The organism is Ectobacillus funiculus, from assembly GCF_004138295.1.
Classification (GTDB): Bacteria; Bacillota; Bacilli; order Bacillales; family Bacillaceae_G; genus Ectobacillus; species Ectobacillus funiculus.
Window position 1 is genome coordinate 215,273 of record NZ_SCFM01000013.1, and the last position, 21,457, is coordinate 236,729.

21 protein-coding genes are annotated in these 21,457 nt (G+C 42.1%); 17 read left to right on the plus strand and 4 right to left on the minus strand.

All coding sequences use genetic code 11. The features are described from left to right. The first annotated feature begins 706 nt into the window (after window positions 1–706). The 4 genes from nirB to EP737_RS11175 all read left to right on the plus strand — a co-directional run bounded on the left by nirB (window position 707) and on the right by EP737_RS11175 (window position 7,682). Window positions 707–3,067 carry a nitrite reductase large subunit NirB gene (gene nirB / locus EP737_RS11160; protein WP_129728045.1) on the plus strand — a complete coding sequence of 787 codons (2,361 nt, stop codon included), beginning with the start codon at window positions 707–709 and terminating at the stop codon, window positions 3,065–3,067. Window positions 3,068–3,087: 20 nt separating this feature from the next. Continuing rightward, window positions 3,088–5,238, plus strand: coding sequence for an assimilatory nitrate reductase catalytic subunit NasC (gene nasC, locus EP737_RS11165; protein WP_129728046.1), 2,151 nt, complete (start codon window positions 3,088–3,090; stop codon window positions 5,236–5,238). A 299-nt stretch (window positions 5,239–5,537) separates the two neighbouring features. Beyond that, a complete protein-coding gene (locus EP737_RS11170; protein ID WP_129728047.1) occupies window positions 5,538–6,482 on the plus strand; it encodes an L-lactate dehydrogenase in 945 nt (314 codons plus the stop codon). 195 nt (window positions 6,483–6,677) lie between these two features. Continuing rightward, complete coding sequence (locus EP737_RS11175; protein ID WP_129728048.1) at window positions 6,678–7,682, plus strand: DUF3231 family protein; 1,005 nt, start codon at window positions 6,678–6,680, stop codon at window positions 7,680–7,682. Between the two features lie 356 nt (window positions 7,683–8,038). Here the strand turns inward: EP737_RS11175 and EP737_RS11180 are convergent, their stop codons facing one another. Continuing rightward, window positions 8,039–9,100, minus strand: coding sequence for a lactonase family protein (locus tag EP737_RS11180; RefSeq protein WP_129728049.1), 1,062 nt, complete (start codon window positions 9,098–9,100; stop codon window positions 8,039–8,041). Between the two features lie 333 nt (window positions 9,101–9,433). Between EP737_RS11180 and EP737_RS11185 the strand changes: the two genes are divergently transcribed. The 7 genes from EP737_RS11185 to EP737_RS26010 all read left to right on the plus strand — a co-directional run bounded on the left by EP737_RS11185 (window position 9,434) and on the right by EP737_RS26010 (window position 13,825). Further along, window positions 9,434–10,414, plus strand: a complete 981-nt coding sequence (locus tag EP737_RS11185; RefSeq protein ID WP_129728050.1) for an ABC transporter ATP-binding protein — start codon at window positions 9,434–9,436, stop codon at window positions 10,412–10,414. Beyond that, window positions 10,404–11,177, plus strand: coding sequence for an ABC transporter permease (locus EP737_RS11190; RefSeq protein ID WP_129728051.1), 774 nt, complete (start codon window positions 10,404–10,406; stop codon window positions 11,175–11,177). The genes EP737_RS11185 and EP737_RS11190 overlap by 11 nt, the downstream gene beginning before the upstream one ends. Window position 11,178: 1 nt before the next feature. Further along, the gene (locus EP737_RS11195) at window positions 11,179–11,967 is read left to right on the plus strand and encodes an ABC transporter permease (RefSeq protein WP_129728052.1); all 789 of its coding nucleotides are present in this window, start codon (window positions 11,179–11,181) and stop codon (window positions 11,965–11,967) included. Window positions 11,968–12,283: 316 nt separating this feature from the next. Then, a complete protein-coding gene (locus EP737_RS11200; protein ID WP_129728053.1) occupies window positions 12,284–12,481 on the plus strand; it encodes an IDEAL domain-containing protein in 198 nt (65 codons plus the stop codon). A gap of 284 nt (window positions 12,482–12,765) precedes the next feature. Further along, window positions 12,766–13,137: a DUF2089 domain-containing protein gene (locus EP737_RS11205; RefSeq protein WP_129728054.1), complete on the plus strand. Its 372-nt coding sequence runs from the start codon at window positions 12,766–12,768 to the stop codon at window positions 13,135–13,137. Window positions 13,138–13,148: 11 nt separating this feature from the next. Then, entirely contained in the window at window positions 13,149–13,526 is a 378-nt protein-coding gene (locus EP737_RS11210) for an SHOCT-like domain-containing protein (protein WP_129728055.1), read from the plus strand. Between the two features lie 11 nt (window positions 13,527–13,537). Continuing rightward, window positions 13,538–13,825 carry a hypothetical protein gene (locus EP737_RS26010; RefSeq protein WP_205650924.1) on the plus strand — a complete coding sequence of 96 codons (288 nt, stop codon included), beginning with the start codon at window positions 13,538–13,540 and terminating at the stop codon, window positions 13,823–13,825. Window positions 13,826–13,895: 70 nt separating this feature from the next. On the opposite strand, the gene EP737_RS11215 is transcribed toward EP737_RS26010, so the two are convergent. The 3 genes from EP737_RS11215 to EP737_RS11225 all read right to left on the minus strand — a co-directional run bounded on the left by EP737_RS11215 (window position 13,896) and on the right by EP737_RS11225 (window position 16,312). After that, complete coding sequence (locus EP737_RS11215) at window positions 13,896–14,567, minus strand: GNAT family N-acetyltransferase (protein WP_129728056.1); 672 nt, start codon at window positions 14,565–14,567, stop codon at window positions 13,896–13,898. Window positions 14,568–14,702: 135 nt separating this feature from the next. Then, window positions 14,703–15,560, minus strand: coding sequence for a carbon-nitrogen hydrolase family protein (locus EP737_RS11220; RefSeq protein WP_129728057.1), 858 nt, complete (start codon window positions 15,558–15,560; stop codon window positions 14,703–14,705). Between the two features lie 380 nt (window positions 15,561–15,940). Beyond that, window positions 15,941–16,312, minus strand: a complete 372-nt coding sequence (locus EP737_RS11225; protein ID WP_129728058.1) for a winged helix-turn-helix transcriptional regulator — start codon at window positions 16,310–16,312, stop codon at window positions 15,941–15,943. A 236-nt stretch (window positions 16,313–16,548) separates the two neighbouring features. Between EP737_RS11225 and EP737_RS11230 the strand changes: the two genes are divergently transcribed. The 6 genes from EP737_RS11230 (at window position 16,549) to EP737_RS11255 (ending at window position 21,441) form a co-directional block, all read left to right on the plus strand. Beyond that, entirely contained in the window at window positions 16,549–17,571 is a 1,023-nt protein-coding gene (locus EP737_RS11230) for an NADH:flavin oxidoreductase/NADH oxidase (protein ID WP_129728059.1), read from the plus strand. Window positions 17,572–17,771: 200 nt separating this feature from the next. Continuing rightward, window positions 17,772–18,191 (plus strand): RrF2 family transcriptional regulator, encoded by a 420-nt coding sequence (locus EP737_RS11235; RefSeq protein WP_129728060.1) that lies wholly within the window; start codon window positions 17,772–17,774, stop codon window positions 18,189–18,191. A 190-nt stretch (window positions 18,192–18,381) separates the two neighbouring features. After that, window positions 18,382–18,777, plus strand: coding sequence for an IDEAL domain-containing protein (locus EP737_RS11240; RefSeq protein ID WP_129728061.1), 396 nt, complete (start codon window positions 18,382–18,384; stop codon window positions 18,775–18,777). 93 nt (window positions 18,778–18,870) lie between these two features. Next, complete coding sequence (trxA, locus tag EP737_RS11245; protein ID WP_129728062.1) at window positions 18,871–19,185, plus strand: thioredoxin; 315 nt, start codon at window positions 18,871–18,873, stop codon at window positions 19,183–19,185. Between the two features lie 299 nt (window positions 19,186–19,484). Further along, the gene (locus tag EP737_RS11250) at window positions 19,485–20,513 is read left to right on the plus strand and encodes an XdhC family protein (RefSeq protein WP_129728063.1); all 1,029 of its coding nucleotides are present in this window, start codon (window positions 19,485–19,487) and stop codon (window positions 20,511–20,513) included. A gap of 61 nt (window positions 20,514–20,574) precedes the next feature. Then, the gene (locus tag EP737_RS11255; protein WP_129728064.1) at window positions 20,575–21,441 is read left to right on the plus strand and encodes an FAD binding domain-containing protein; all 867 of its coding nucleotides are present in this window, start codon (window positions 20,575–20,577) and stop codon (window positions 21,439–21,441) included. The last annotated feature ends 16 nt before the right edge of the window (window positions 21,442–21,457 follow it).

The window sequence follows — 21,457 nt, forward strand, 5'->3', positions numbered from 1 at the left end:
TGCAGGAAAAAAAATTGTTAAAAAATAAGATTCGCAGTTTTGCTAGAGAATACGCAAGAGAAAAGGCGGACAATGTCCGTCTTTTCTCTTGTTATTTTTTTACCTTTTAAGGAAGTATAAATTTCTAGCTAGAAGACCATTCGATGTAGTGAGAAATTGTAGGAATAAAGTAGGGCTACGTCTCTGTCCTTACACAAGGGCAGGGCTCGCCAATCAGCGCGTTTTCTTTATGTGTAAACGAGTAATTACCAACCTACACTATACTTTTTAGAGAAGGCGATTCTTCCAAGTAAGATAATGAATGAGAATAAGTTGACACGTTTCATTGCGATACCCCCGGTTGTGTTTGAATTTGTATGCCTGCTGTTTGTTGCGTTAAGAATACTATAAAATGTTCACTTTTGTCACGTGTGATGTCAGAAAACATAACGTTTATTTTTCGTCTTTTTCTGTCGAAATTAAGAAAGATACACAGGTTTTACAATGAAAAGGTGAATTTTCACCTTGATGTATTTATAAAAGAGATTGGTTCTTTGTCGAAAGGAAGGTATTATACATGAACGAGAAGAAAAATCAAATAGTTTTTATGTAACTTTAATGTTAGAAATTATAACATTAAAGATTCCATTTCCCTGCGTTTTATGAAATAATAAGAAGCATGCAAAGTTTTATTGACAATTTCTCATAACTTGCCGGAGGTTTTGACATGCACAAACAAAAGCTAGTATTAGTAGGGAACGGAATGGCGGGTGTTCGTTGCATTGAGGAAATTTTACAACATAATCCAGATGCCTTTGAGATTACGATTTTCGGCAGCGAACCGCATGTAAACTATAATCGAATTTTATTATCGACTGTGCTACAAGGCAGCACATCGGTTGCAGATATTGTTATCAATGACCGCGATTGGTATGAGCAGAACAACATTCAGTTGTTTAGCGGGGAAACAGTTGCTGCGATTGATACTGAGAAGAAAGTGATTAAGACAGATCAAGATCGACAAGTACCGTACGATATTCTTATTTTAGCAACAGGATCGGTTCCATTTATGCTTCCGCTCCCAGGAGCTGACAAGGACGGAGTTATTGCGTTTCGAACGATTGAAGACTGCCAAACGATGGTGGAAACAGCAAAACAGTATAAAAAAGCGGTTGTTATTGGTGGCGGATTATTAGGGCTGGAGGCTGCGAGAGGACTGTTAAACCTTGGGATGGATGTGCACGTTGTTCACATTGCTGACTACCTGATGGAAAGGCAGCTTGATCGAACAGCGGCGAAAATGCTGCAGGCAGAGCTGGAAGCGCAAGGGATGAAATTTCTTCTGGAAAAGCACACAGCAGAGATTGCTGGGGAAGACCGGGTAGAGCGGCTTGTTTTTAAGGATGGAACAGAGGTAGAAGCTGACTTGGTTGTCATGGCTGTCGGAGTAAGGCCGAATGTACGGCTGGCGCAAGAGAGTGGGATAGAAGTAAACAGAGCGATTGTCGTTAACGACTATTTGGAAACAAGTGTACCAAATGTATATGCAGTCGGCGAATGTGTCGAACACCGAGGAATGGTGTATGGACTAGTAAAGCCGCTGTATGAGCAAGGGAAGATATTAGCTAAGCGTATTTGTGGAATCGATTCAGAGGGATATGAAGGCTCTGTTCTTTCGACGCAGCTGAAAATATCCGGTGTTGATGTGTTTTCGGTTGGCCAGTTTATAGAGGATGAAACGGCGAAGGCTGTTACGATTCATAATGCAGCAGACGGTATTTATAAAAAGGCCGTGTTCCGTGAGGATAAAATGATCGGTGCTGTATTATTTGGCGATACGAAGGATGGTACAAAACTGCTTGATATTATTGTGAAACAACGAGATGTGTCTGATACGGATAAAGTATCTCTTCTTCAGTCATCAAGCGACGGTGGCAATGAGGTTGCACAGATGGCTCACAGCAGCATTATTTGTAATTGTAATGGTGTTTCAAAGGGCAGCATTATTGAAGCCGTTCAAACAAAGGGATTAACAACGGTTGAAGAGATTAAAGCCTGTACGAAGGCTTCGGGCTCTTGCGGCGGGTGTAAGCCTTTGGTGGCTGATTTATTGGCATATATACAAAGTGACGACTTTGAAGAAGTAATCGAGAAAAAACCAATGTGCCCTTGTACGGCGCTTACTGAGGATGAAGTTGTGCAGGAGATGCAGCTGCGTGGTCTTGCGTCTGTGAAAGAGGTCATGAAGGAGCTTCATTGGAAGGATAGCGAAGGCTGCTCTGTTTGCCGTCCTGCTTTGCAGTATTATTTAGGAATGATTGACCCAGAGTACGAAATCAAACGTGAAGTTTTATACATGAACAAACAGATGAATGCGATTGTACAAAGTGACGGCACGTACTCCATTGTTCCGCAAATGTACGGGGGCTTAACAACAGCAGATCAATTACGGAAAATTGCTGATGTAGCGGAAAGATATCAGATTGCGAATGTAGCGATAACGAGTGAGCAGCGCATTCTATTGATGGGTGTGAAGCAAGAGGATTTAACGAGCGTTTGGGCTGAGTTAGATATGCCATTAAGCGCGACATATGGAAATATGGTACAAAATGTAAAAACGTGTATCGGTGAACATGTCTGTCAATGTGAGAAGGATAAGGCTTTGGAGCTAGCTGTTCTGTTAGAAAAGCAAGCAGAATTTGTGACAACACCTTATCGAATTAAAATGGGTGTGTCAGCCTGTATGCATAATGGAGCGGGCTCGACAACGAAGGATATCGGCATTATGGGGATAGACAGAGGCTGGGAAATCTACGTTGGCGGCAGCAGCGGGCGTAATGTGCGCAGCGGACAATTGCTTTGTGTTGCGGAGACGAATGAGGAGGCAGTTGGAATTATCAGCGGTTTTATTCAATATTACCGAGAGACAGCCAATTATTTGGAGCGCACATGGCAATGGCTTGACCGAGTTGGCATCATACACGTGAGGGAAGTGTTGTTTGATAGAGAGCTTCGTCGACAATTGCTGGAGCGGCTGGAAGCAGATGCAGCTTATTACCAAAAAACATCAAGTAAAAGCTACTCATAAGCAAGAAAGGATGGAGAGTTATGACGGAATTGTTATTAAAGTATTTCCGATCTAGGCAGCAAGAAGCGGAAACGGAGCGTGTGTACGATACACAATGTCCATATTGCAGCATGCAATGCAAAATGCAGTTGATTGAGCAGTCGATTGTATCGCGCAAGCAGTACAAAACAATCGGAAAAGACAATCCAACTTCTGAGGGGCGTTTATGTATTAAAGGGATGAATGCACATCAGCATGCTTTGCACAGCGATCGGGTTACGTATCCGTTACTGAAGGTAAATGGTGAATTTGTCCGCATTTCGTGGGAGCAGGCGCTTGAGAAGATACGCGAGAACTTTACAAGTATTCAAGCTGAAGATGGCAATGATGCGCTAGCGGTGTACGGCAGCGCATCGATTACAAATGAAGAGGCGTATTTGCTAGGGAAATTTGCTCGTGTTGCCTTGCAAACCAAATATATTGATTATAATGGAAGACTTTGTATGTCGGCGGCTGCATCCGCTGCAAGCCAAACGTTTGGTATGGACCGAGGATTCACCAACAGTATGTCTGAGATTTCGAATGTACGCTGCATTATTTTGGCAGGGACAAATATTGCTGAATGTCAGCCAACAATGATGCCATACTTTGAAAGAGCGAAGGAAAACGGTGCGTATATTATTGCAATTGACCCGAGGGAAACAGCGACAACGAAAATGGCAGACCTGCATTTAAAGGTAAAGCCGGGCGCAGATGCGGCTTTAGCTAACGGGTTATTAAAAGTCATTATCGAGGAAGGTTTAGTAGATGAAGCGTTTGTTCGTGAGCGTGTAAAAGGATTTGATGAGGTAGCGGAGCATGTTGCCGCACTAGATATGGATGAAATTGCGGAGTTAACAGGCGTACCAGCTGAGCAAATTCGCAAGGCAGGCGGAATCTTCGGACGTGAAGAAACAGGGATGATTTTTACAGCAAGAGGAGTTGAACAGCAAACAGATGGCTCCGCTGCTGTTCGTAATTTTCTCAATATTCTGCTTGCTACGGGTAAAATGGGTAAGCCGTATTGCGGTTATGGAGCTGTAACCGGTCAAAGTAATGGTCAAGGAGCAAGGGAGCACGGTCAAAAGGCAGACCAGCTTCCAGGTTACCGTTTGATTGAAAATGAAGAGCACCGTGCGTACATTGCAGATGTATGGGGTGTCCGTGCTGAAGATTTACCAAGAAAAGGCGTTTCGGCGTATGAAATGATGGAAAAGGTTCATAGCGGTGAGATTACTGGTATGCTGCTGATGTGCTCTAATCCAATTGTGTCCAATCCGAATGCTCATCTTGTACAGGAGGCGTTACAAAAATTAAAGTTTTTCGTGGCGGTTGATCTATTTATTTCTGAGACTGCGAGATTAGCAGATTTGATTTTGCCGGCTTCCTCCTACTTAGAAGACGAAGGAACGATGACGAACGTAGAAGGACGTGTTACGCTTCGGGAAGCAAGCAAGCCTTGTCCTGGGGAAGCGAGACACGATTGGCAAATTCTTTGCGATATTGCTAAAGTGCTTGGTAAGGGAGAATACTTCTCGTTCTCATCTGCCGAGGAGATTTTTAATGAATTACGGATAGCGAGCCGTGGGGGGCTTGCAGATTATTCTGGCATCACGTACGATCGTCTGCGTAAGGAAAACGGCATTTTATGGCCTTGTCCGGATCCGGAACATCCGGGAACGAAGCGGTTGTTTGAAGAATCGTTCGCCCATCCAGATGGCAAAGCGGTAATGGTTGCTGTTTCAAACAACTCAGTTGTTCCGAAAGAAAAACCAGATGGAGAGTTTCCGCTTTATTTAACAACAGGACGCGTTATGTCACACTATTTAACAGGTGTACAAACGAGAAAAAGCTCGTCGCTTGCAGCGAGAAACTTCGAATCGTTTATGGAAATTCATCCGGCAACAGCGATGAAATATAATATACAGGATCAGAGCCTTGTAAAAGTAGAATCACGGCGCGGAAGCATTGTGGTCAGAAGCCAGTGGTCTGATAAGATTAGGCAGGATACAGTGTTTGTTCCATTTCATTGGGCTGATTCACAAAATGTGAATTTTTTAATTCCAAAGGACTTGGATCCGACATGTAGAATGCCTGGATTTAAAGCAAGTGCAGTGAAAATAAGTCCAGTAGTAGAAGCCATCTCCCATTAAGGGGAGGTGGTTTTTTTCACTGTAGGAAAGTATCAATTTCCAGCTAGGAGACCATTTAATGCAGCAGGACATTTTAGGAACAAGGTGTAAGTGCAGCTATGCTTCTGTCTTTGCCGATCAGAGAGTTTTCTTTAAAATGTTTTTATAGTTATAAATGTGAAAAAGTTCACAAATAAGTCAATGTTTATGTGAAAAAGTTCACAAGTTTTAATATATAATCAACGTATCAAATATTAAAACTTATCGCTACAATAGTAAGAGAATTTTCCTTACAAATTTACGCGAGGGAGATGTTGAAAATGAATCAGAAAATCAATCGTGTTGTTTTAATTGGAACAGGGGCTGTAGGATGCAGCTATGCGTATTCCATGATTAATCAAGGAATTACAGAGGAACTGGTTTTAATAGATGTGAATGAAGCTAAATCAGAGGGAGAGGCAATGGACCTCAATCATGGGATTCCGTTTGCTCCTAAGCCAACAAAAGTGTGGAACGGCACTTACCAGGATTGCCAACAGGCAGATTTGGTCGTTATTACTGCAGGATTAGCACAAAAGCCCGGTGAAACACGCCTAGACTTAGTGGTGAAAAATACTAATATTTTCAAACAGATTGTACGAAACGTAATGGAAAGCGGCTTTAACGGCATTTTCTTAGTAGCTACAAATCCAGTAGACATACTAACATATGTCACCTGGAAAGAATCTGGACTGCCGAAGGAGCGTGTGATCGGTTCAGGAACAACTTTGGATTCAGCGCGCTTACGCTTTATGCTAGGAGATTATTTCAATGTAGACCCAAGAAGCGTGCATGCATTAATTATTGGAGAACATGGTGATACTGAATTACCTGTTTGGAGTCATTCTACAATTGGAATTGAGCCGCTGGATGATTTTCTTAAAAGAAAAGGAGGGTTTACAAAGGGACACATGGAGAATATCTTTGTGAATGTACGTGATGCGGCATATCATATTATTGAAAGAAAAGGTGCTACGTACTATGGTATTGGAATGTCTCTCGTTCGGATCACAAAAGCGATACTTAATAATGAAAACAGTGTGCTGCCTGTATCTGTATTTTTAAATGGTGAATACGGACATAGCGATGTTTATATTGGAGCACCTGCTATTATTAATCGTGGAGGCGTCAGAGAAGTAATTGAGGTTCAATTAAATGAGATAGAGAAAGAACAGTTTACACATTCTGTTAAAGTGCTAAAAGAAACGATGGCTCCTATTCTTTAAATGTTAAGCTGTTACTCGCAATAACTATTGTAACATCGTATATATTCAACAAAACGGCAGGGGATAAATCCTTGCCGTTTTTGCTTCACTGTAGGAAAGTATAAATTTCCAGATAGATGTGCTGTAGGGAATATTTATTTATAAAATAGTGTCCTTGTGGTTACAGTAAGAAAATAAAACATAGGAGGATATAGAATGACAACATCAAGTCAAGCGCCTATCACATCGTCAGAATTGGCTAATTTGTGGATGACTTATCAAGAAAAAACGATGATCATCAGGATGTTGGAACATTTTATCGAGCACGCTGATGATGAAGCGAAGCAACTGCTGCAATTGCATTGTGACAGAGCTGTCCTAAGTGTAGAGGCGATTACAAGCATTCTCCAGCAAGAAGGGGCAGTCATTCCCATGGGTTTTACAGAAGGTGACGTACATAAAGGTGTTCCGAAGCTGTATGATTACATGTACGATATTATGTATCTGCATCTGATGACGAAAGTGGAAATGAGTCTATATGCACTTTTTACAGGTATGACTTATCGAAAAGATATTGAAGATTTTTTTATAGGTTTAACTGCAGAGTCCCAAGCGGTGAACAGTCAATCAACTCAATTTCTTCTGAAAAAGGGGGTTTTGATACGTCCTCCTTTTGTGTCGATGCCAACAGAGGTTCGTTTTGTGAAGGATAAAGAGTATATGGGTGGATTGAATTTGTTTAATGAAAAGAGATCCTTAAATACGGTTGAAGTTTCCCTCATCCATCATGCCATTGAAACAAATCTTGTAGGTATGCAATTAATGATTGGCTTTGCGCAAGTTGCTACGAATGAAGATGTGAGAAAGTATCTTGTCAAAGGAATGAAATTATCCGAAAAAATTGAAATGGACCTGGGTGAATTTTTACGGCAAAGTTTTATTGAACCACCAGCCACTCACGCTGGTAAAGCAACTGCGTCAAAAACGGCGCCGTTTTCCGATAAATTGATGATGTACAATACAAGTTTATTAGCCTCATTTGGACTTGGAAGTAATGCATTGGGGGGGGCATTTAGTTTGCGAAGCGATTTGCCGGCAAAAATGGCCTTTATTGGAAAAGATATTTTTGCTTTTGCTCAAGAAGGCGGGAAAATTATGATTAAAAATGGATGGATGGAGGAGCCGCCGCAGGTTGAAGATCGAAATCAACTTACTAAATAATCGTTTTTATCAAGCAATTTATGATTTCAGAATGAAAAAGTCCCCCTTTTATCCTATGGAAGGGGGACTTTGTTCCACTGTAGGAAAGTATACATTTCCAGCTAGAGCCATGCGAAGTAGTCGGAAATTTTAGGAATACAGTGTAAGTGCAGCTATACACCTCTGCCTTCAGCTAACGGCCCGCGCCAATTGGCGAGTTTTCTTATTAGATAAGAAAGTATAACTTTTCGGGGTGATGTCTAGCTCCCAAGGCCCAAAATGGCAGCGTAGGGCTGAACCTCCGCAAAAGGCAAAAAGCGCCTTTTACTCCGGCCCACCCCTACGCTGCCATAAAAGGCGGGCCTTGTCCGCTTTTCTTAGACTGTATGCAAAAATGCAACACATACAGGCTTCGGTACACGTACGTCTGATTGCAGCAGCTGCAACGTTCCTGTTTGTTCGTTTCTTGCAAATAACACAAGATTTCCAGATTCTTCGTTGGAAGCTACAAGGAAGGCGCCTGTTGGATCGATGCGGAAGTCGCGCGGCCAGTTTCCTTCTGTATGTGTACGCTCTACGAAAGTAAGCTCTCCAGAGTCTTGGTTTACGCTGAAAATGGCAATGCTGTTATGGCCGCGGTTTGCTGCGTATACGAAACGTCCGTCCGCAGAAAGTTGGATTGCGCTTCCTTGGTTGTTTTCCGTGAAATCTGCCGGAATGGTAGAGATATATTGCAGCTCAGTGAAACTGCCATCCTCTGCATTATAGGCAAGGGCGATAACCTCTGAGCTAAGCTCAGTCATGATGTATGCGTATTTACCGTTAGGATGGAATGCCAAATGTCTTGGGCCGCTTCCAGGTTTTACAGACAATGCATGTACTTCGGATAAAGCACCCTCTTTTACTGCATATGTGATCAGTTTATCAATTCCTAGATCGATTGCGACAATGTATTTTTCATCAGGTGTGAAGCCGGAGTAATGCGCATGCGGCTTTTCTTGTCGAGCTGCATTCGGACCAGAGCCGTGATGCTCGGCGATGGATGAAGCTGGATTTAATGCACCGCCTTCGCTGCTTGCATACAGTTCAATTGTTCCTTTATGATAATTTGCAGTCACGATTTGGCTGTTGTTAGAATCAACGCTGATATGGCATGGAGAGGCGCCTTCTAAAAGCTGCTTATTTACAAACTCTAATGTGTTTGCTTCGCTGTTGATGGAATAGACAGCTGCACCGCCTAAGTCACCGTCTTTCACAACAGAATATAAATATTGATTATCTTGGCTAATTGTTACATATGTAGGGTTGTCCAATGTTGCAGCTAGCTCAACTTGGCTCATTGTCCGTGCCTCTGTATCAAGAGTAAATTTATAAATGCCCTTGCTGCCTTCTTTTGTATACGTACCAATATATCCAACAAACTGCTTGTTGCTTGTCATGATTGTATACTCCCTTCGAATAAAGATGTGATCGATTTCATTATAGCATATGTTAATCTTATAGAAATTTTTTATCCGAAAAATATAGAAAGAATTGGGCAGAATTTCGAGGAATTATTATAATAGAACACAGGTTATCTACTTGTTTTCCTGAGTGGAAAATAAAAGGCTTTTTCACACTGCGGGAAAGTACAAGGATCTTGTAGGGTGTTTGCTAGTGAATGTAATTCACTTCTGTCTTTAGAATAACTGTCCATGCACTAGAACAAAGGACCTTGTGCATAGAAGGGTGCGCGGTGAGTTTTCTTTAAATAAAAAATAGTGGAGGTATGTATGTCGATTGAAGTGCAGCAGTTAAACAAACAATTTCAAATCCATGTTCGGCAGGCTGGTTGGACCGATGCGCTGCGCAGTTTGTTTAAGCGGGAGTACCAGCTTGTAGAAGCGGTGAAGGATATCTCGTTTCATATCCCATCTGGGGAAATTGTCGGGTTTTTAGGACCGAACGGGGCGGGGAAGACAACGACGATTAAGATGTTAGCTGGGCTTCTTCACCCAACAGCTGGACAGATTCAAGTCGGTGGCTACGTTCCCTTTGAACAAAAAGCAGAATTTAAAAAAATGATGAGCTTAGTGATGGGACAGAAAAGTCAACTCATTTGGGATATTCCGCCGATGGAGACGTTTTTGGTCAATAAGGCTATTTATGAGATTGAGGAGCGAGCGTTCCGGCAAACATTGGATGAACTTGTTGAGCTGTTAGAATTGGGACCGTTATTGACAAAGCCGACGCGCAGTCTATCGCTTGGACAGCGGATGAAGTGTGAGCTGGCGGCCGCTCTATTGCATAGACCGAAGATTTTATTTTTGGATGAACCGACGATTGGACTTGATGTACATACGCAGGAAAAGGTACGTCAGTTTATCGGAAAATACAATCGTGAGCACAAAACAACGATTTTATTAACATCCCACTATATGGGCGACGTCACGGCGCTTTGTGACCGGGTTTTAATTATTAATCATGGAAAGCTGTTATATGACGGCGATTTAAAGGTGTTAACCGAAAAGCTCACGCCATATAAGTTGCTGGAACTGCGTTTGCCGGATGTCCCGAATATCCCGTGGAACACATATGGCGAGCTTGTTGCGGTTGAGGAAGGAAAGGTAACGCTACGTGTGCCGCGTGAGCGCATTCCAGAGGTGTCTGCGCAATTTTTGCAGCAGTTTGAAGTCCATGATTTAAATATTGAGGATCCGCCGATGGAGGAGGTCATTACGCTCGCGTTTCAGGAGGGATCTCATGCTTCATAAATATGTTGTCCTTCTTCGCATGAAGTACGTGGAAATGTTCGCCTATCAGCTGGCTACTATTGTTTGGATGACAGGCGCGATGGTGCAGCCGCTCATTACTATGCTCGTATGGATGAATATTTACCCAAAGCAAGAAGAAGCATTTATTTTTTACTTTGCTGTTCTTATTTTTGTAGAACGGATGACAAGCGCTTGGGATGTTTGGGAGCTTGAGCGTGAAATTCGGGAAGGGACGTTCTCTTATCAAATCGTTCGTCCCTTGCATCCGATTCATTGGGCGATTGCTGAAAATTTTGTATATAAGGCGTTATTTTTTGTGATTTTGCTTCCAATATGGGGCATTCTTGCTCTCTTTGTTCCAGCTTTGCGTTTTCAAATGAGTACATTGCAGGTACTTCTTTTTCTTGCGGCGCTTATAGTCGCAGCTGCTATTCGATTTTTGTTTAGCTATTCATTCGGTCTTCTTGGCTTTTGGATTACGAAGGTAACGGCTGTATATGGAATGTTTGAAGCGATCTCGCTCTTTGTGTCAGGCCGTATTGCCCCTTTATCACTGCTCCCACCGCTCATTCAGAAAATTAGCTTGTATTTGCCTTTTCGCTATATGATCGGCTTCCCGATTGAAATTGTGACGGGAAGTATACAAGGAACCGCTATTATGTACGGCTTTGTCGGGGCAATGAGCTGGTTGCTCTTTTTCGTGATTGTACTTAGTCTGCTGTGGAAGGCGGGACTTAAGAAAAACCAGGCAGTGGGGGGATAGTATGCGAAGATATTGGCGTATCTTTCGTGAGTTTTTTCGAACATGTTTAGTAGAAGAGCTGGAGTACCGCAGCGAATTTGTCGGGAATTTACTGTCAAGTTTGTTTGGTATCGGGATTGCTATTTTGACGATTCATATCTTCTTTTATCAAACGAATAAACTTGGCGGCTGGGTGTATGAGGATGTGCTGCTGTTGCTTGGCGTGTTCAACACGCTGCAGGGATTGATTGATTTTGCACTTCGTCCAAATATGTCGCGGCTGCTGCAGCATATTCGCAAAGGAACATTTGATTATGTTCTCACAAAGCCTATAGATAGTATGTTTTACGTGAGCTTTCGTCATTTAGTGTTTTGGAGGCTTATTGATGTGCTGCTTGGCATTGCTCTTGTTCTATATGCATTGGTGCAAAAACAGTATATTCCATCTCTGGCGGATGTACTTATATTTTGTGTGACGATTTGCTCGTCGTTTATAATCATCTATTCTCTCTGGATGCTTCTCATGACAACGGCTTTTTGGGTCATTCGCATGGACGATCTATCGTTTGTTTTTAATTCCTTCTTTGAAACGACACGTTTTCCCATCGGTATGTATCGCGGCTGGCTGCGCATCGTACTTACGTATGTCTTGCCTGCCGCTTTTATTACAAGCACACCGGCTTTGGCTCTGCTAGGGAAATGGGATATAAACGCAGCTGCAGCATCGATTTTAATTGCCGGCGTATTTTTATGGTTATCACGTCGATTTTGGCGGTATGCGCTTCGGTCATATACGAGTGCGAGCAGTTAGAAAATTAGTCGGTGCTTTCATTATGTGTACAGATACATGAATAAAGGAAGTGACGGGGGATACTGCTCCTTTGTCTTTGCTAAAAGGCTCGCCAATCGGCGAGTTTTCTTTTTTTATAAGTGGTAAATTTCCAGCTGAAAGTAGGCTTGACGTAGAGGAGATGTTAGGAACAAGATGTAAGTGCAACTAAGCCTCTGCCCTCTTTAGTATATAGAGAAAATAAACTGGAAAATATTTTCAAATAAAAAATTAAAAAATATTTGAATAATCTGAAATTTTAGCATATAATGTAAAAAAGGACAGGGAGTTGATTTCTATGAAAAAATATATGCTGAATGCACCGAAACAAGCTGGGTTAGATGCTATGTATTCGCTGTTTGCTGAAATGGTTTTGGAAGAATCAATTCGTAAATTCCGTAAAGAGCAACTGCAAAAGAAAATCGATCACTCACTGGAACATGGAGATAAAGAAGCCTTTCTGAAATTAACAACAGAGCTAAAGATGTTAGCTTAGAACAATAATAAATAACATAATGATAGAAAAGGGAAGAAGCGCTATGCTTCTTCCCTTTTTGTAATGCAGTTTGAAAAGCTGCAGCTCTTAGAGTGAAAATCCTCTGAGTCACGAAGCGCATTTTCCATCACGAACAATAAAATTGAATGTTTTATTTAAAACTTAAAGTTTGAAATTAATAAAATTAATTTTATTGTTGTTATTTTTAATTTTTATTAATTGTTTTATTTACTTTATTGATTTTCGGTTGTATAATCAATTCAAATGAGAGAAAGGATTTTCTTATGGCATATTCTGTTCTAAGCAACTGTCCTGTTTGTAGCAATTCGCTACATATTACAAAATTACATTGTTCGCGTTGTCATACAACAATTGAAAATGAGTTTAAATTATCAAAGATTGCTTCTTTATCTTCAGAACAGCTTCAATTTGTCGAAACGTTTTTGATTTGTAGGGGCAATATTAAAGAAGTCGAAAAGGAACTTGGCATCTCTTATCCGACTGTGCGTGGGAAATTAAATGATATTATTACTGCGCTTGGGTATGACACAGAAACAGTGAAAAAAAATCAGCGTGATGAGAAAAAAATTGTTTCTATGTTAGAAAATGGTGAAATCACCGCAGAAGAAGCAATTCGATTACTAAAAAGTGAATAGGGGGAGTTCAAATGAAAGAAGAGATTTCAAAGGTACTAACGATGGTACAAGAAGGAAAAATAGATTCTGATAAAGCAGCTGAGCTGATCCATGTGCTGAAGGAAAAAGAATTACCCCGTGCAATGTCTGCTTCGTATTTAGATAAAACCTTAAAAATACGTGTCGTTTCGAAGGAGCACGACAACGTAAACGTAAATGTACCGATTAAACTGGTGAAAGCTGTGTTAAAAGCGGGCCATGGTATTGCGCTAAACGTGCCGCAAGCAGAGAAATATGTAAAAGATTTAGATATTGATTTATTAATCGATGCAATTGAAAATGAATTAGACGGCCAGATTGTCGATATTCAATCAGCTAATGGTGATACTGTAGCTGTTGTTATTGAATAGGTTTTTCGATGATGACAGTCAAAATTAAAACAAATCAGAGCCGCAGATTTACGATTCCGGTTCCATATAGTTTTCTATATGTTTTTAGCTCTTTGCTGTCTTCTAAATTCCTTTGGAGGCAGGTAGATATGTGGATACGGCATCAGTTAGGGCGCACAGACTTTTCTATCGCACCTTTGGATGCAACGGTGATAAAGCGCTTTCTGAGCGTAGTAATTACAGAGTTAAAGCAACAAAGAGGTCTTGTGATTGTTGATGTAACATTACAAGATGGTACCCAGGTGATGATAAGATTATAGGGACTATAAGAAGAGGGGGAAGCAGCGAATGATTTTGCCGCTCCCCCTCTTCTTACATTTATCTCTTTTATTATAACGGCAGCAACGCAATTGTTTCCTTTGCTTCTAGCTTCTCTACCATCTCATACCAAGACTGCGGTTTGTTTGGCAATACGGTATAATAGCGTCTTAAAAATTGGACAATGAGTTCTGATGCAATGTGCGTTGTTTCTTTTTGCATCGGCAGGAAGCAAAGGTCTAATCCTTCAACTGCCTCGCCATCATTATTCCAAGACGGATGAATATAAGAGAAATCCAGACGTTTGTAGCCCAGGTGAGATAACACCTCACGGCGAACATACGGGTCCATTGGCTTCACGCCGCCAAATTCATGATGCTCCACCCGATATGGATCATAAATTTCAGCGAACATGCCGTAGAGCTTTTTACCATTCCCTGCAGCTAATGCAAGTAAATCTTCACGGCGGTTTTCAGCTAAAAATGGGCCAATACCAAGCCCTGCTTGACCAATGATGGTAAAGTCTGTCATTGCTACGTTGAAATCCTCATAATAGCGGTATTCTGTCGCGCCAACAACTTTATCTTCATGAACCGCTACAAATACGCGAATGCCCGGATCCTCTAAAGGTTCCTTCCATAAGTCAAACTCTAATACTTCCTCAGGAGGAAATACGTTTTGCATGAGTTCGTGCATTTGTTTAAATAACGGGTCTTGTATGCTTGTAATTCTTTTATACTCCATATGTGACGCTCCTTTTTTTTATATTTTAAGAAAGAAATTTTTAGCGAGCAATGAATTCGACGTAGTAGAGAATGTTAGGAGTAAAGTATAAGTACAGCTACGTCTCTGTCTTTGCTCATAGGCAAGTTTTCTTCACTATTTCCAATCTGTATAGAGGTCGGTACGGCGGTCGCGCCATGTTGTGACAGAGCCGCTTTCCCTCACCTGATAAAGAAGCTCCAAGTCTAGGTCTGCTGTGACAATCATATCGTGGTTGAGCTCCCCTTCAACTAAAATGCCGCGCGGCGGGAACGGGATGTCATTTGGCGTAAGTACGGCTGCCTGACCGAAGTTTGCTCTCATAAAGTCTACGGTTGGAAGGGAACCGACCGTACCTGTTGTCACGACATATACTTGATTTTCGATTGTTCTCGCATGGCTTGTGTAACGAACGCGGTGGAAGCCGTGACGGTCATCTGTGCAGGAAGGGCAGAAAATAACATCAGCACCTTTTGCTTTTGCCATCCGTACGATTTCCGGGAATTCGATGTCGTAGCACGTTAGCATTGCGATTGTTCCTTTATCTGTTTCAAATACCTGGAGGCCATCTCCAGGTGCCATATTCCATTCGTTTACTTCAGTTGGTGTGATATGCAGCTTTGCTTGCTCCGCCACTCTGCCATCTGGGTAAAATAAATGGGCAACATTGTATAATTTATCACCTTTGCGCACAACATGTGTGCCGCCAATAATATGCATGCCTGTTTGTTTTGCGAGCTTGATAAACAACTCTCGGTATTGTTCGGTAAAATCGGGCAGATCTTCTATCGTCAGAGCCTTTTTATTTTCATTGCCGATGGACATAAGCTGTGTTGTGAAAAATTCTGGGAATAAAACAAAATCAGCGCTAAATTCCTCGGCCGTTTTTATATAATGCTCGACTTGCTCTGCAAACTCGTCGAAGGATTGGATTGTATGAAGATGATATTGAATTGCTGAGACTCTAAGTTTCATAAGTTCTTCCTCCTTGATAGTTAGGAATGAATGTATTGTCTTGCTCATAAGAATGCTACTGTTATTATTGGCCAAACGAATCTCTTCTGCAAGTACGCACTTGTAGGTTACATAGTGTAAAAATTTATACTAAGGAAAGCAGGTTGGCTTGAGGAATTGTATGTAAATTAAGCTTCTCGAATATCTAGGGCAGGATATAAAAAAATAAGTTACAGCCCGTGTAAAGGACGGGTGCAACTATTTGTTTTTATACTTTAAGAAAACATAAATTCTCGGCTAGAAGCGAGTTCGACGCAGCAGGAAATTTTTAGAATAAAGTAAAGTGCAACTATGCTTCTGTTTTCGCCCAAGAGAAGGGCTTGTCAATCGGCGGGTTTTCTTTATGTAGCTGAATCGCTGGCTGTACCGTGCTGCGCAACCTGTCCCCCGAAAGTCTCCATATAGTTCTTACCCCATTCATACATCGAGTCAAGAATTGGCATAAGGCTTTCCCCTTGCTTTGTGAGGGAGTATTCTACCTTTGGAGGAACAACTGGATAGACCTCACGATGAATAATCATATCCTCTTCTAATTCCCGCAATTGATTCACAAGCATGCGCTGTGTGATGCCGGGGATGAGTGCTTTTAGCTCGCCGAATCGCTTCGTACCGCTTTTTCCTAAGTGCCATAAAATGAGCATTTTCCATTTTCCGCCGATAATCGCGAGCGTTAATTCTTTTTCACAGTTAAAGCTTTCATCAATATGTGCCACGTATTTCACCTCTTATCTAGTATACATGACAGTATACTTTTTATCATTATCATACCTCAAAGTATGTAGTTACTGCAGCGGATAGGGCTATGCAGCGGTACTACGGGCAGAATTTTATCTTCCTGATTTGAATCATGGTAGTATGGATAATATGTATTACAGCAACCTTTCACGGAGGCAGCAGGGCTGTTTCCGGCTCTGGAAGGGAAGAGAGGATAAAGAAAGGAAGAGTGTTGATGAGAAACCTATTTACTCCGTTTTCCTACAAAAGCTTAGAGCTAAAAAACAGAATCGTAATGCCGCCGATGTGTCAATATTCTGTGACGAATAAGGATGGCAAGCCAAATGACTGGCATTTGATTCATTATACGAGCCGCGCCATTGGAGGAGCTGGTCTAATTATTATGGAAATGACAGATATAGAGCCAGACGGCAGACTGACTGAATTTGACCTTGGAATTTGGTCAGATGATCATGTGCCGGCATTTCAAAGAGTGATTGATGCTATGCATGCTCATGGTACAAAAGTTGGGATTCAAATTGCGCATTCGGGACGTAAGGCTGAACATATACATACTCCTGTTGCCCCATCTGCCATTCGTTTTAATGAGAGATACGGTGTGCCGCGCGAATTGACAACAGATGAAGTAAAGCAACTGGTTGAAAAATTTCGCGATGGAGTCCGACGTGCGGTGCAGGCTGGTGTTGATACAGTAGAAATTCATGGTGCGCACGGTTATCTTATTCATCAATTCCATTCTCCGTTAACAAATAAACGAAGTGATGAATACGGAAAAGACTTGTCTAGGTTCGGGGTAGAGGTAATTGAAGCAGCTAAATCAGAGATGCCATCCAATATGCCGCTTATTTTCCGGGTATCTGGTGTTGAATATGTTGAGGGTGGCTATGGTATTGACTATATTGCGGAAATATGTAAAAACTATCAAAAGGCTGGAGCAGACATATTCCATGTGTCATCCGGAGGAGAAGGCCCAATTGGCTCAGGCGGCAGCCCGGGTATTCACCCAGGCTATCAGGTGCCGTTTGCAAGAGAGCTGAAGCAACAGCTCGATTGTCCGGTCATTGCAGTTGGAAATTTGGACGATCCGTTTGTAGCCGAAGCTGCACTAGGAAATGGCGAGGCAGATCTTATCGCTGTAGGTCGCGGTATGCTGCATGATCCATATTGGGCGCTTCACGCAGCAGAAACATTAAAGGAAGAGCCGGAAGTGCCAACTCAGTATTTACGGGCATTTTAATTCTTTTCCTAAGAATCCCTTGTTTTATGCAAGGGATTCTTGTATAAATATCTGCTCTCATCTGTAAAATAACTCTTATTACAAAAAGAAAGGCTTTCTTGTGTGTAGTTCACTCTATTATCGACGTAAGCAATCGTATTGACTTTTGAAACTGTATCAATTATGATTACAGTAAGAAATTTGAGAAGGGCGTGGGTTAGATGAACAGTGAATTTACAATTGCAGTACACAGCCTTGTTTATTTAGCCTATTTACCTGATCATATGGCGAGCAGCGAGATGCTTGCGGAAAATGTTTGTACGCATCCAGCGCGTATTCGTAAGATTATGAGCAGCTTGCGTAGAAGTGGATTTGTGAAGACGAAGGAAGGGATTCGCGGCGGTTATATGCTGAATTGTCGTCCTGAGGATACGACCTTAGCACAAATTTATCACGCGGTCTCATACGGAACATTAAAGCCGAGCTGGTGTACAGGAAATCCGGAGCAGCCTTGTCTTGTTTCAGCGAATATTCAAACTGTAATGGATGGGATTTTCCATGATGCAGAAATGTATTTAGAAGCGTATCTCGGGAATATTACAATTGAATCCGTTTTAAAGAAGATTAAAAAATGTCCATAGTGTTTTTGTTTATTTGAAATGTAACTTTTTTTATTACAGATGTTCTGCATACCTTTTTTAATAAAGATTGTTCTGGCGACATGACCTGCTTCAGGTAGTGACATCCCTTGCGGAGGAAAAAATAGTTTATGATTCTTTTTTAGATAAACTGTAACTTTTTTTATAACATTTGAGATGGCGGTGAATAAACATGTTAACAAATGGAAAATCACGATTAGAAATAGGGGATTGGGTAAGGGGGAAGTCAGGTGATGGTGAGCTGCTGCACGGCTATATTGAGAGTGTAGATTCCTTACAAGATATCGTAAAGGTACACGTTGTGGCATGTGATAATAAAGAAACGGTTGGAAAAACAATTCGGTTGCCTCGCAAATGGCTAGAAAAACTACCAGCTCCTGCTATGGATCGGGAAGGATATATTCTTTCGCTTATCGACCTAGCATTGGAAACAAGGGATAAGCAATGGTTTCTGGAGTTGTGTGAAACCTTAACCGTTTTACAAACACACACAAAGGAAAGTGATGCAGGGCGAAGAAGGAACTCTGCTCCGAACGATAGACTCAGGGTATCCGGCATCTTGGAATGACAGGAGAAGAATCGAAGGAGACTATGGTTAGGGAGAAGAGTATGCCTTTAGCCAATGCGTTTTTAAGAAAATAACAAACGGGAGTGAAATAATATGGCGATTCAACATATAACAGATCAAGGCTTCGATGCTTCAGTAAGTGAAGGGGTAACCCTCGTAGATTTTTGGGCACCTTGGTGCGGACCGTGCCGCATGATTGCGCCGGTATTAGAGGAGATCGATACAGAAATTGGCGGTCAAGTGCAGATTGTAAAAATGAATGTGGATGAACAGCAAATTACACCAACGAAATTTGGAATTATGAGCATTCCGACGCTTCTTCTTTTTAAAGATGGAGAGGTTGTAGAGACGATTAGCGGTTATCAGCCAAAGGAAGCATTAACAGAAGTTATTTCTCAACATCTATAAGAGCATCCCTCCTGTGTTTCATCATAGGAGGGATTTTTTTGTGCTTTAAGAACGTATAAATTTTCGGCTAGAAGCGAATTCGACGTAGCAGGAATTTAGAAATAGTGTAAGTGCAGCTACGCCTCTGTCTTTGTCAAAATCTCGCTAGTCGGTGAGTTTTCTCCATTTCACCATCTTCTATGTTAGAAAATCTAACCTATCAATAGACGATACGTGATGGATTGTATACAGTAGGTAAAAAGTGGTAGGCAGTATTGTAATTCTAGGGGTGGATGGATCTTTTGAAAGGGGAGTCGTTCATGGAAGGAATGCACCGAATTCTCGATATTGGCGTATGTGAACAAGATGTATTGGCAACGGTTATTCATGTGGACGGTTCCGCTTATAGAAGAGAAGGAGCGTGTATGCTGTTTCGGGAAGATGGAACACAAATTGGTTTGTTGAGCGCCGGTTGCTTAGAAGCTGATGTGGCTGCTCGTGTGCATGATTTACGAAGGAAAGGGGTATCCGAAACGATTGTATTTGATATGCGGGTGGAGGATGATCTTTCCTGGGGGCAGGGAGCTGGATGTAACGGAGCGGTGCATGTACTTCTTGAGCTGGTGGATGAGCGCTTGCAACAGCATTTAAAAACGCTAAAGCTGTATCTTGATCAAGGAATCGAAGTGACAATCCTCAAGAAACTGAACGATATTGGAGCTGTTTCGGATTATCTGTTTTTGGCTGGTCGGCATACATTTGGCGAATGGTCTGGGCATGTGCCGGAGGAAGTCGAATATTATATGAATGAAAGAAGTAAAAAAAGCGGTATGTTTTTTGTTTCAGGGCTATCCGCATATATATATGTTCATACCATTTGGCCGAAATCACGTGTTATTGTATTTGGGGCAGGGATGGATGCGATACCATTAGTAAAGCTCGCAGCTCAGAGCGGTTTTTCTACCGTTGTTTCAGATTGGCGGCCCGCACTGTGCAGCCGTGCAAACTTTCCTGAAGCTGATGAGCTGATTGTCGCGTTTCCTGAAGAAGCCTTTCAACGCATACGGTTTACTCCTCGTGATTTTATACTTATCTTAACTCATCAATTTCAGCGCGATCAACAAGTGCTGCGGTATCTTCTAACGAAGGCTGTACGGTATATAGGTGTATTGGGATCAAATCTGCGTACGCAGCGTTTGCTTGGCGGGAGTGCTATACCTCCTATTGTCAAAAGTCCAGTTGGGTTGTCAATTGGTGCTGATGGGCCAGAGGAAATTGCGGTAAGCATTGTTGCGGAACTGATTTCCCTCCAGCGGTCAGATTGCCAAAAAAGAATGGTGCTTTCATAACAGAAGAAATGCAGCCTTGATACAAGGGTTGGATATGAATCTATGAAAGGGGCGAACATGTATGCTTGGAGAGATGCTCTCCCCAGCAGTTTGGTTTCCTAAAAGCTTAGAGGAGGCATGGGGAATGAGGCAGAGGCTCGGTTCTCATGCTTGTTTCATAGCCGCTGGAACATTGCTGCAAATAGAGTGGGAAAAAGGAAGGGTAGATCCCGGCCATTTGATTAATCTAGAAGGAATTGATGAGATAAAGGGTGTAAGCCGGGAGGTAATGAACGGCCGATCGGTAGTACGTATAGGCGCTTTAACAACATTAGGGAGCTTGCTTTCAAGTTCCCTTGTGCTGCAGCATAGTCCCCTTGTTACTGAAGCTGTGCGCGGCATAGCAGCGCCTGCGGTACGCAACCGAGCCACAATCGGCGGTAATGTCGCAAGCGGAATTGGAGACGCTATCCCTGCGTTATTGGCGGCGGATGCTCTTATCACGACATTCGATGGAAGCACTAGATTGACAAAGCCGCTCTGGCAGTGGCTACAAGAAAAGGATAATAGTCAAATTACTTCTTCTGAGATTGTGGCACAGATTGAATTACCTGAATCCGGGACAGCAGATTGTTTTTATAGAAAAATTGGCCGAAGAGAGGCGTTTATCCCGTCTGTTGTAACGATCGCTGGGTGTTGCATGAGAAAGGAGGACGGTACAATTACGCATATTCGCCTTGCTGCCGGCGGTGGAGAGACACCTCCGCAGCGGCTGCAGTTTTCCGAAAGGCTGCTGCAAGGAATGTCTATACAAGATGCTGTTTTAGAAGATGTGTATAGAAATGTCTTGGAGGAATTTCAGCCGGTTTCAGATGCGTTTGCCTCCACTTATTATCGAAAGCAGATAGCAGCAAATGTAATTGCTTCAGAGCTTGCAAAGTTTGCGTAGTAGAAGGAGGGAATGG

What these genes read in the sequence shown, in the direction of transcription:
- nirB (WP_129728045.1), top strand. Translation starts at nt 707, where the DNA reads ATGCACAAACAAAAGCTAGTATTAGTAGGGAACGGAATGGCGGGTGTT.
- nasC (WP_129728046.1), top strand. Translation starts at nt 3,088, where the DNA reads ATGACGGAATTGTTATTAAAGTATTTCCGATCTAGGCAGCAAGAAGCG.
- EP737_RS11170 (WP_129728047.1), top strand. Translation starts at nt 5,538, where the DNA reads ATGAATCAGAAAATCAATCGTGTTGTTTTAATTGGAACAGGGGCTGTA.
- EP737_RS11175 (WP_129728048.1), top strand. Translation starts at nt 6,678, where the DNA reads ATGACAACATCAAGTCAAGCGCCTATCACATCGTCAGAATTGGCTAAT.
- EP737_RS11180 (WP_129728049.1), bottom strand. Translation starts at nt 9,100, where the DNA reads ATGACAAGCAACAAGCAGTTTGTTGGATATATTGGTACGTATACAAAA.
- EP737_RS11185 (WP_129728050.1), top strand. Translation starts at nt 9,434, where the DNA reads ATGTCGATTGAAGTGCAGCAGTTAAACAAACAATTTCAAATCCATGTT.
- EP737_RS11190 (WP_129728051.1), top strand. Translation starts at nt 10,404, where the DNA reads ATGCTTCATAAATATGTTGTCCTTCTTCGCATGAAGTACGTGGAAATG.
- EP737_RS11195 (WP_129728052.1), top strand. Translation starts at nt 11,179, where the DNA reads ATGCGAAGATATTGGCGTATCTTTCGTGAGTTTTTTCGAACATGTTTA.
- EP737_RS11200 (WP_129728053.1), top strand. Translation starts at nt 12,284, where the DNA reads ATGAAAAAATATATGCTGAATGCACCGAAACAAGCTGGGTTAGATGCT.
- EP737_RS11205 (WP_129728054.1), top strand. Translation starts at nt 12,766, where the DNA reads ATGGCATATTCTGTTCTAAGCAACTGTCCTGTTTGTAGCAATTCGCTA.
- EP737_RS11210 (WP_129728055.1), top strand. Translation starts at nt 13,149, where the DNA reads ATGAAAGAAGAGATTTCAAAGGTACTAACGATGGTACAAGAAGGAAAA.
- EP737_RS26010 (WP_205650924.1), top strand. Translation starts at nt 13,538, where the DNA reads ATGACAGTCAAAATTAAAACAAATCAGAGCCGCAGATTTACGATTCCG.
- EP737_RS11215 (WP_129728056.1), bottom strand. Translation starts at nt 14,567, where the DNA reads ATGGAGTATAAAAGAATTACAAGCATACAAGACCCGTTATTTAAACAA.
- EP737_RS11220 (WP_129728057.1), bottom strand. Translation starts at nt 15,560, where the DNA reads ATGAAACTTAGAGTCTCAGCAATTCAATATCATCTTCATACAATCCAA.
- EP737_RS11230 (WP_129728059.1), top strand. Translation starts at nt 16,549, where the DNA reads ATGAGAAACCTATTTACTCCGTTTTCCTACAAAAGCTTAGAGCTAAAA.
- EP737_RS11235 (WP_129728060.1), top strand. Translation starts at nt 17,772, where the DNA reads ATGAACAGTGAATTTACAATTGCAGTACACAGCCTTGTTTATTTAGCC.
- EP737_RS11240 (WP_129728061.1), top strand. Translation starts at nt 18,382, where the DNA reads ATGTTAACAAATGGAAAATCACGATTAGAAATAGGGGATTGGGTAAGG.
- trxA (WP_129728062.1), top strand. Translation starts at nt 18,871, where the DNA reads ATGGCGATTCAACATATAACAGATCAAGGCTTCGATGCTTCAGTAAGT.
- EP737_RS11250 (WP_129728063.1), top strand. Translation starts at nt 19,485, where the DNA reads ATGGAAGGAATGCACCGAATTCTCGATATTGGCGTATGTGAACAAGAT.
- EP737_RS11255 (WP_129728064.1), top strand. Translation starts at nt 20,575, where the DNA reads ATGCTTGGAGAGATGCTCTCCCCAGCAGTTTGGTTTCCTAAAAGCTTA.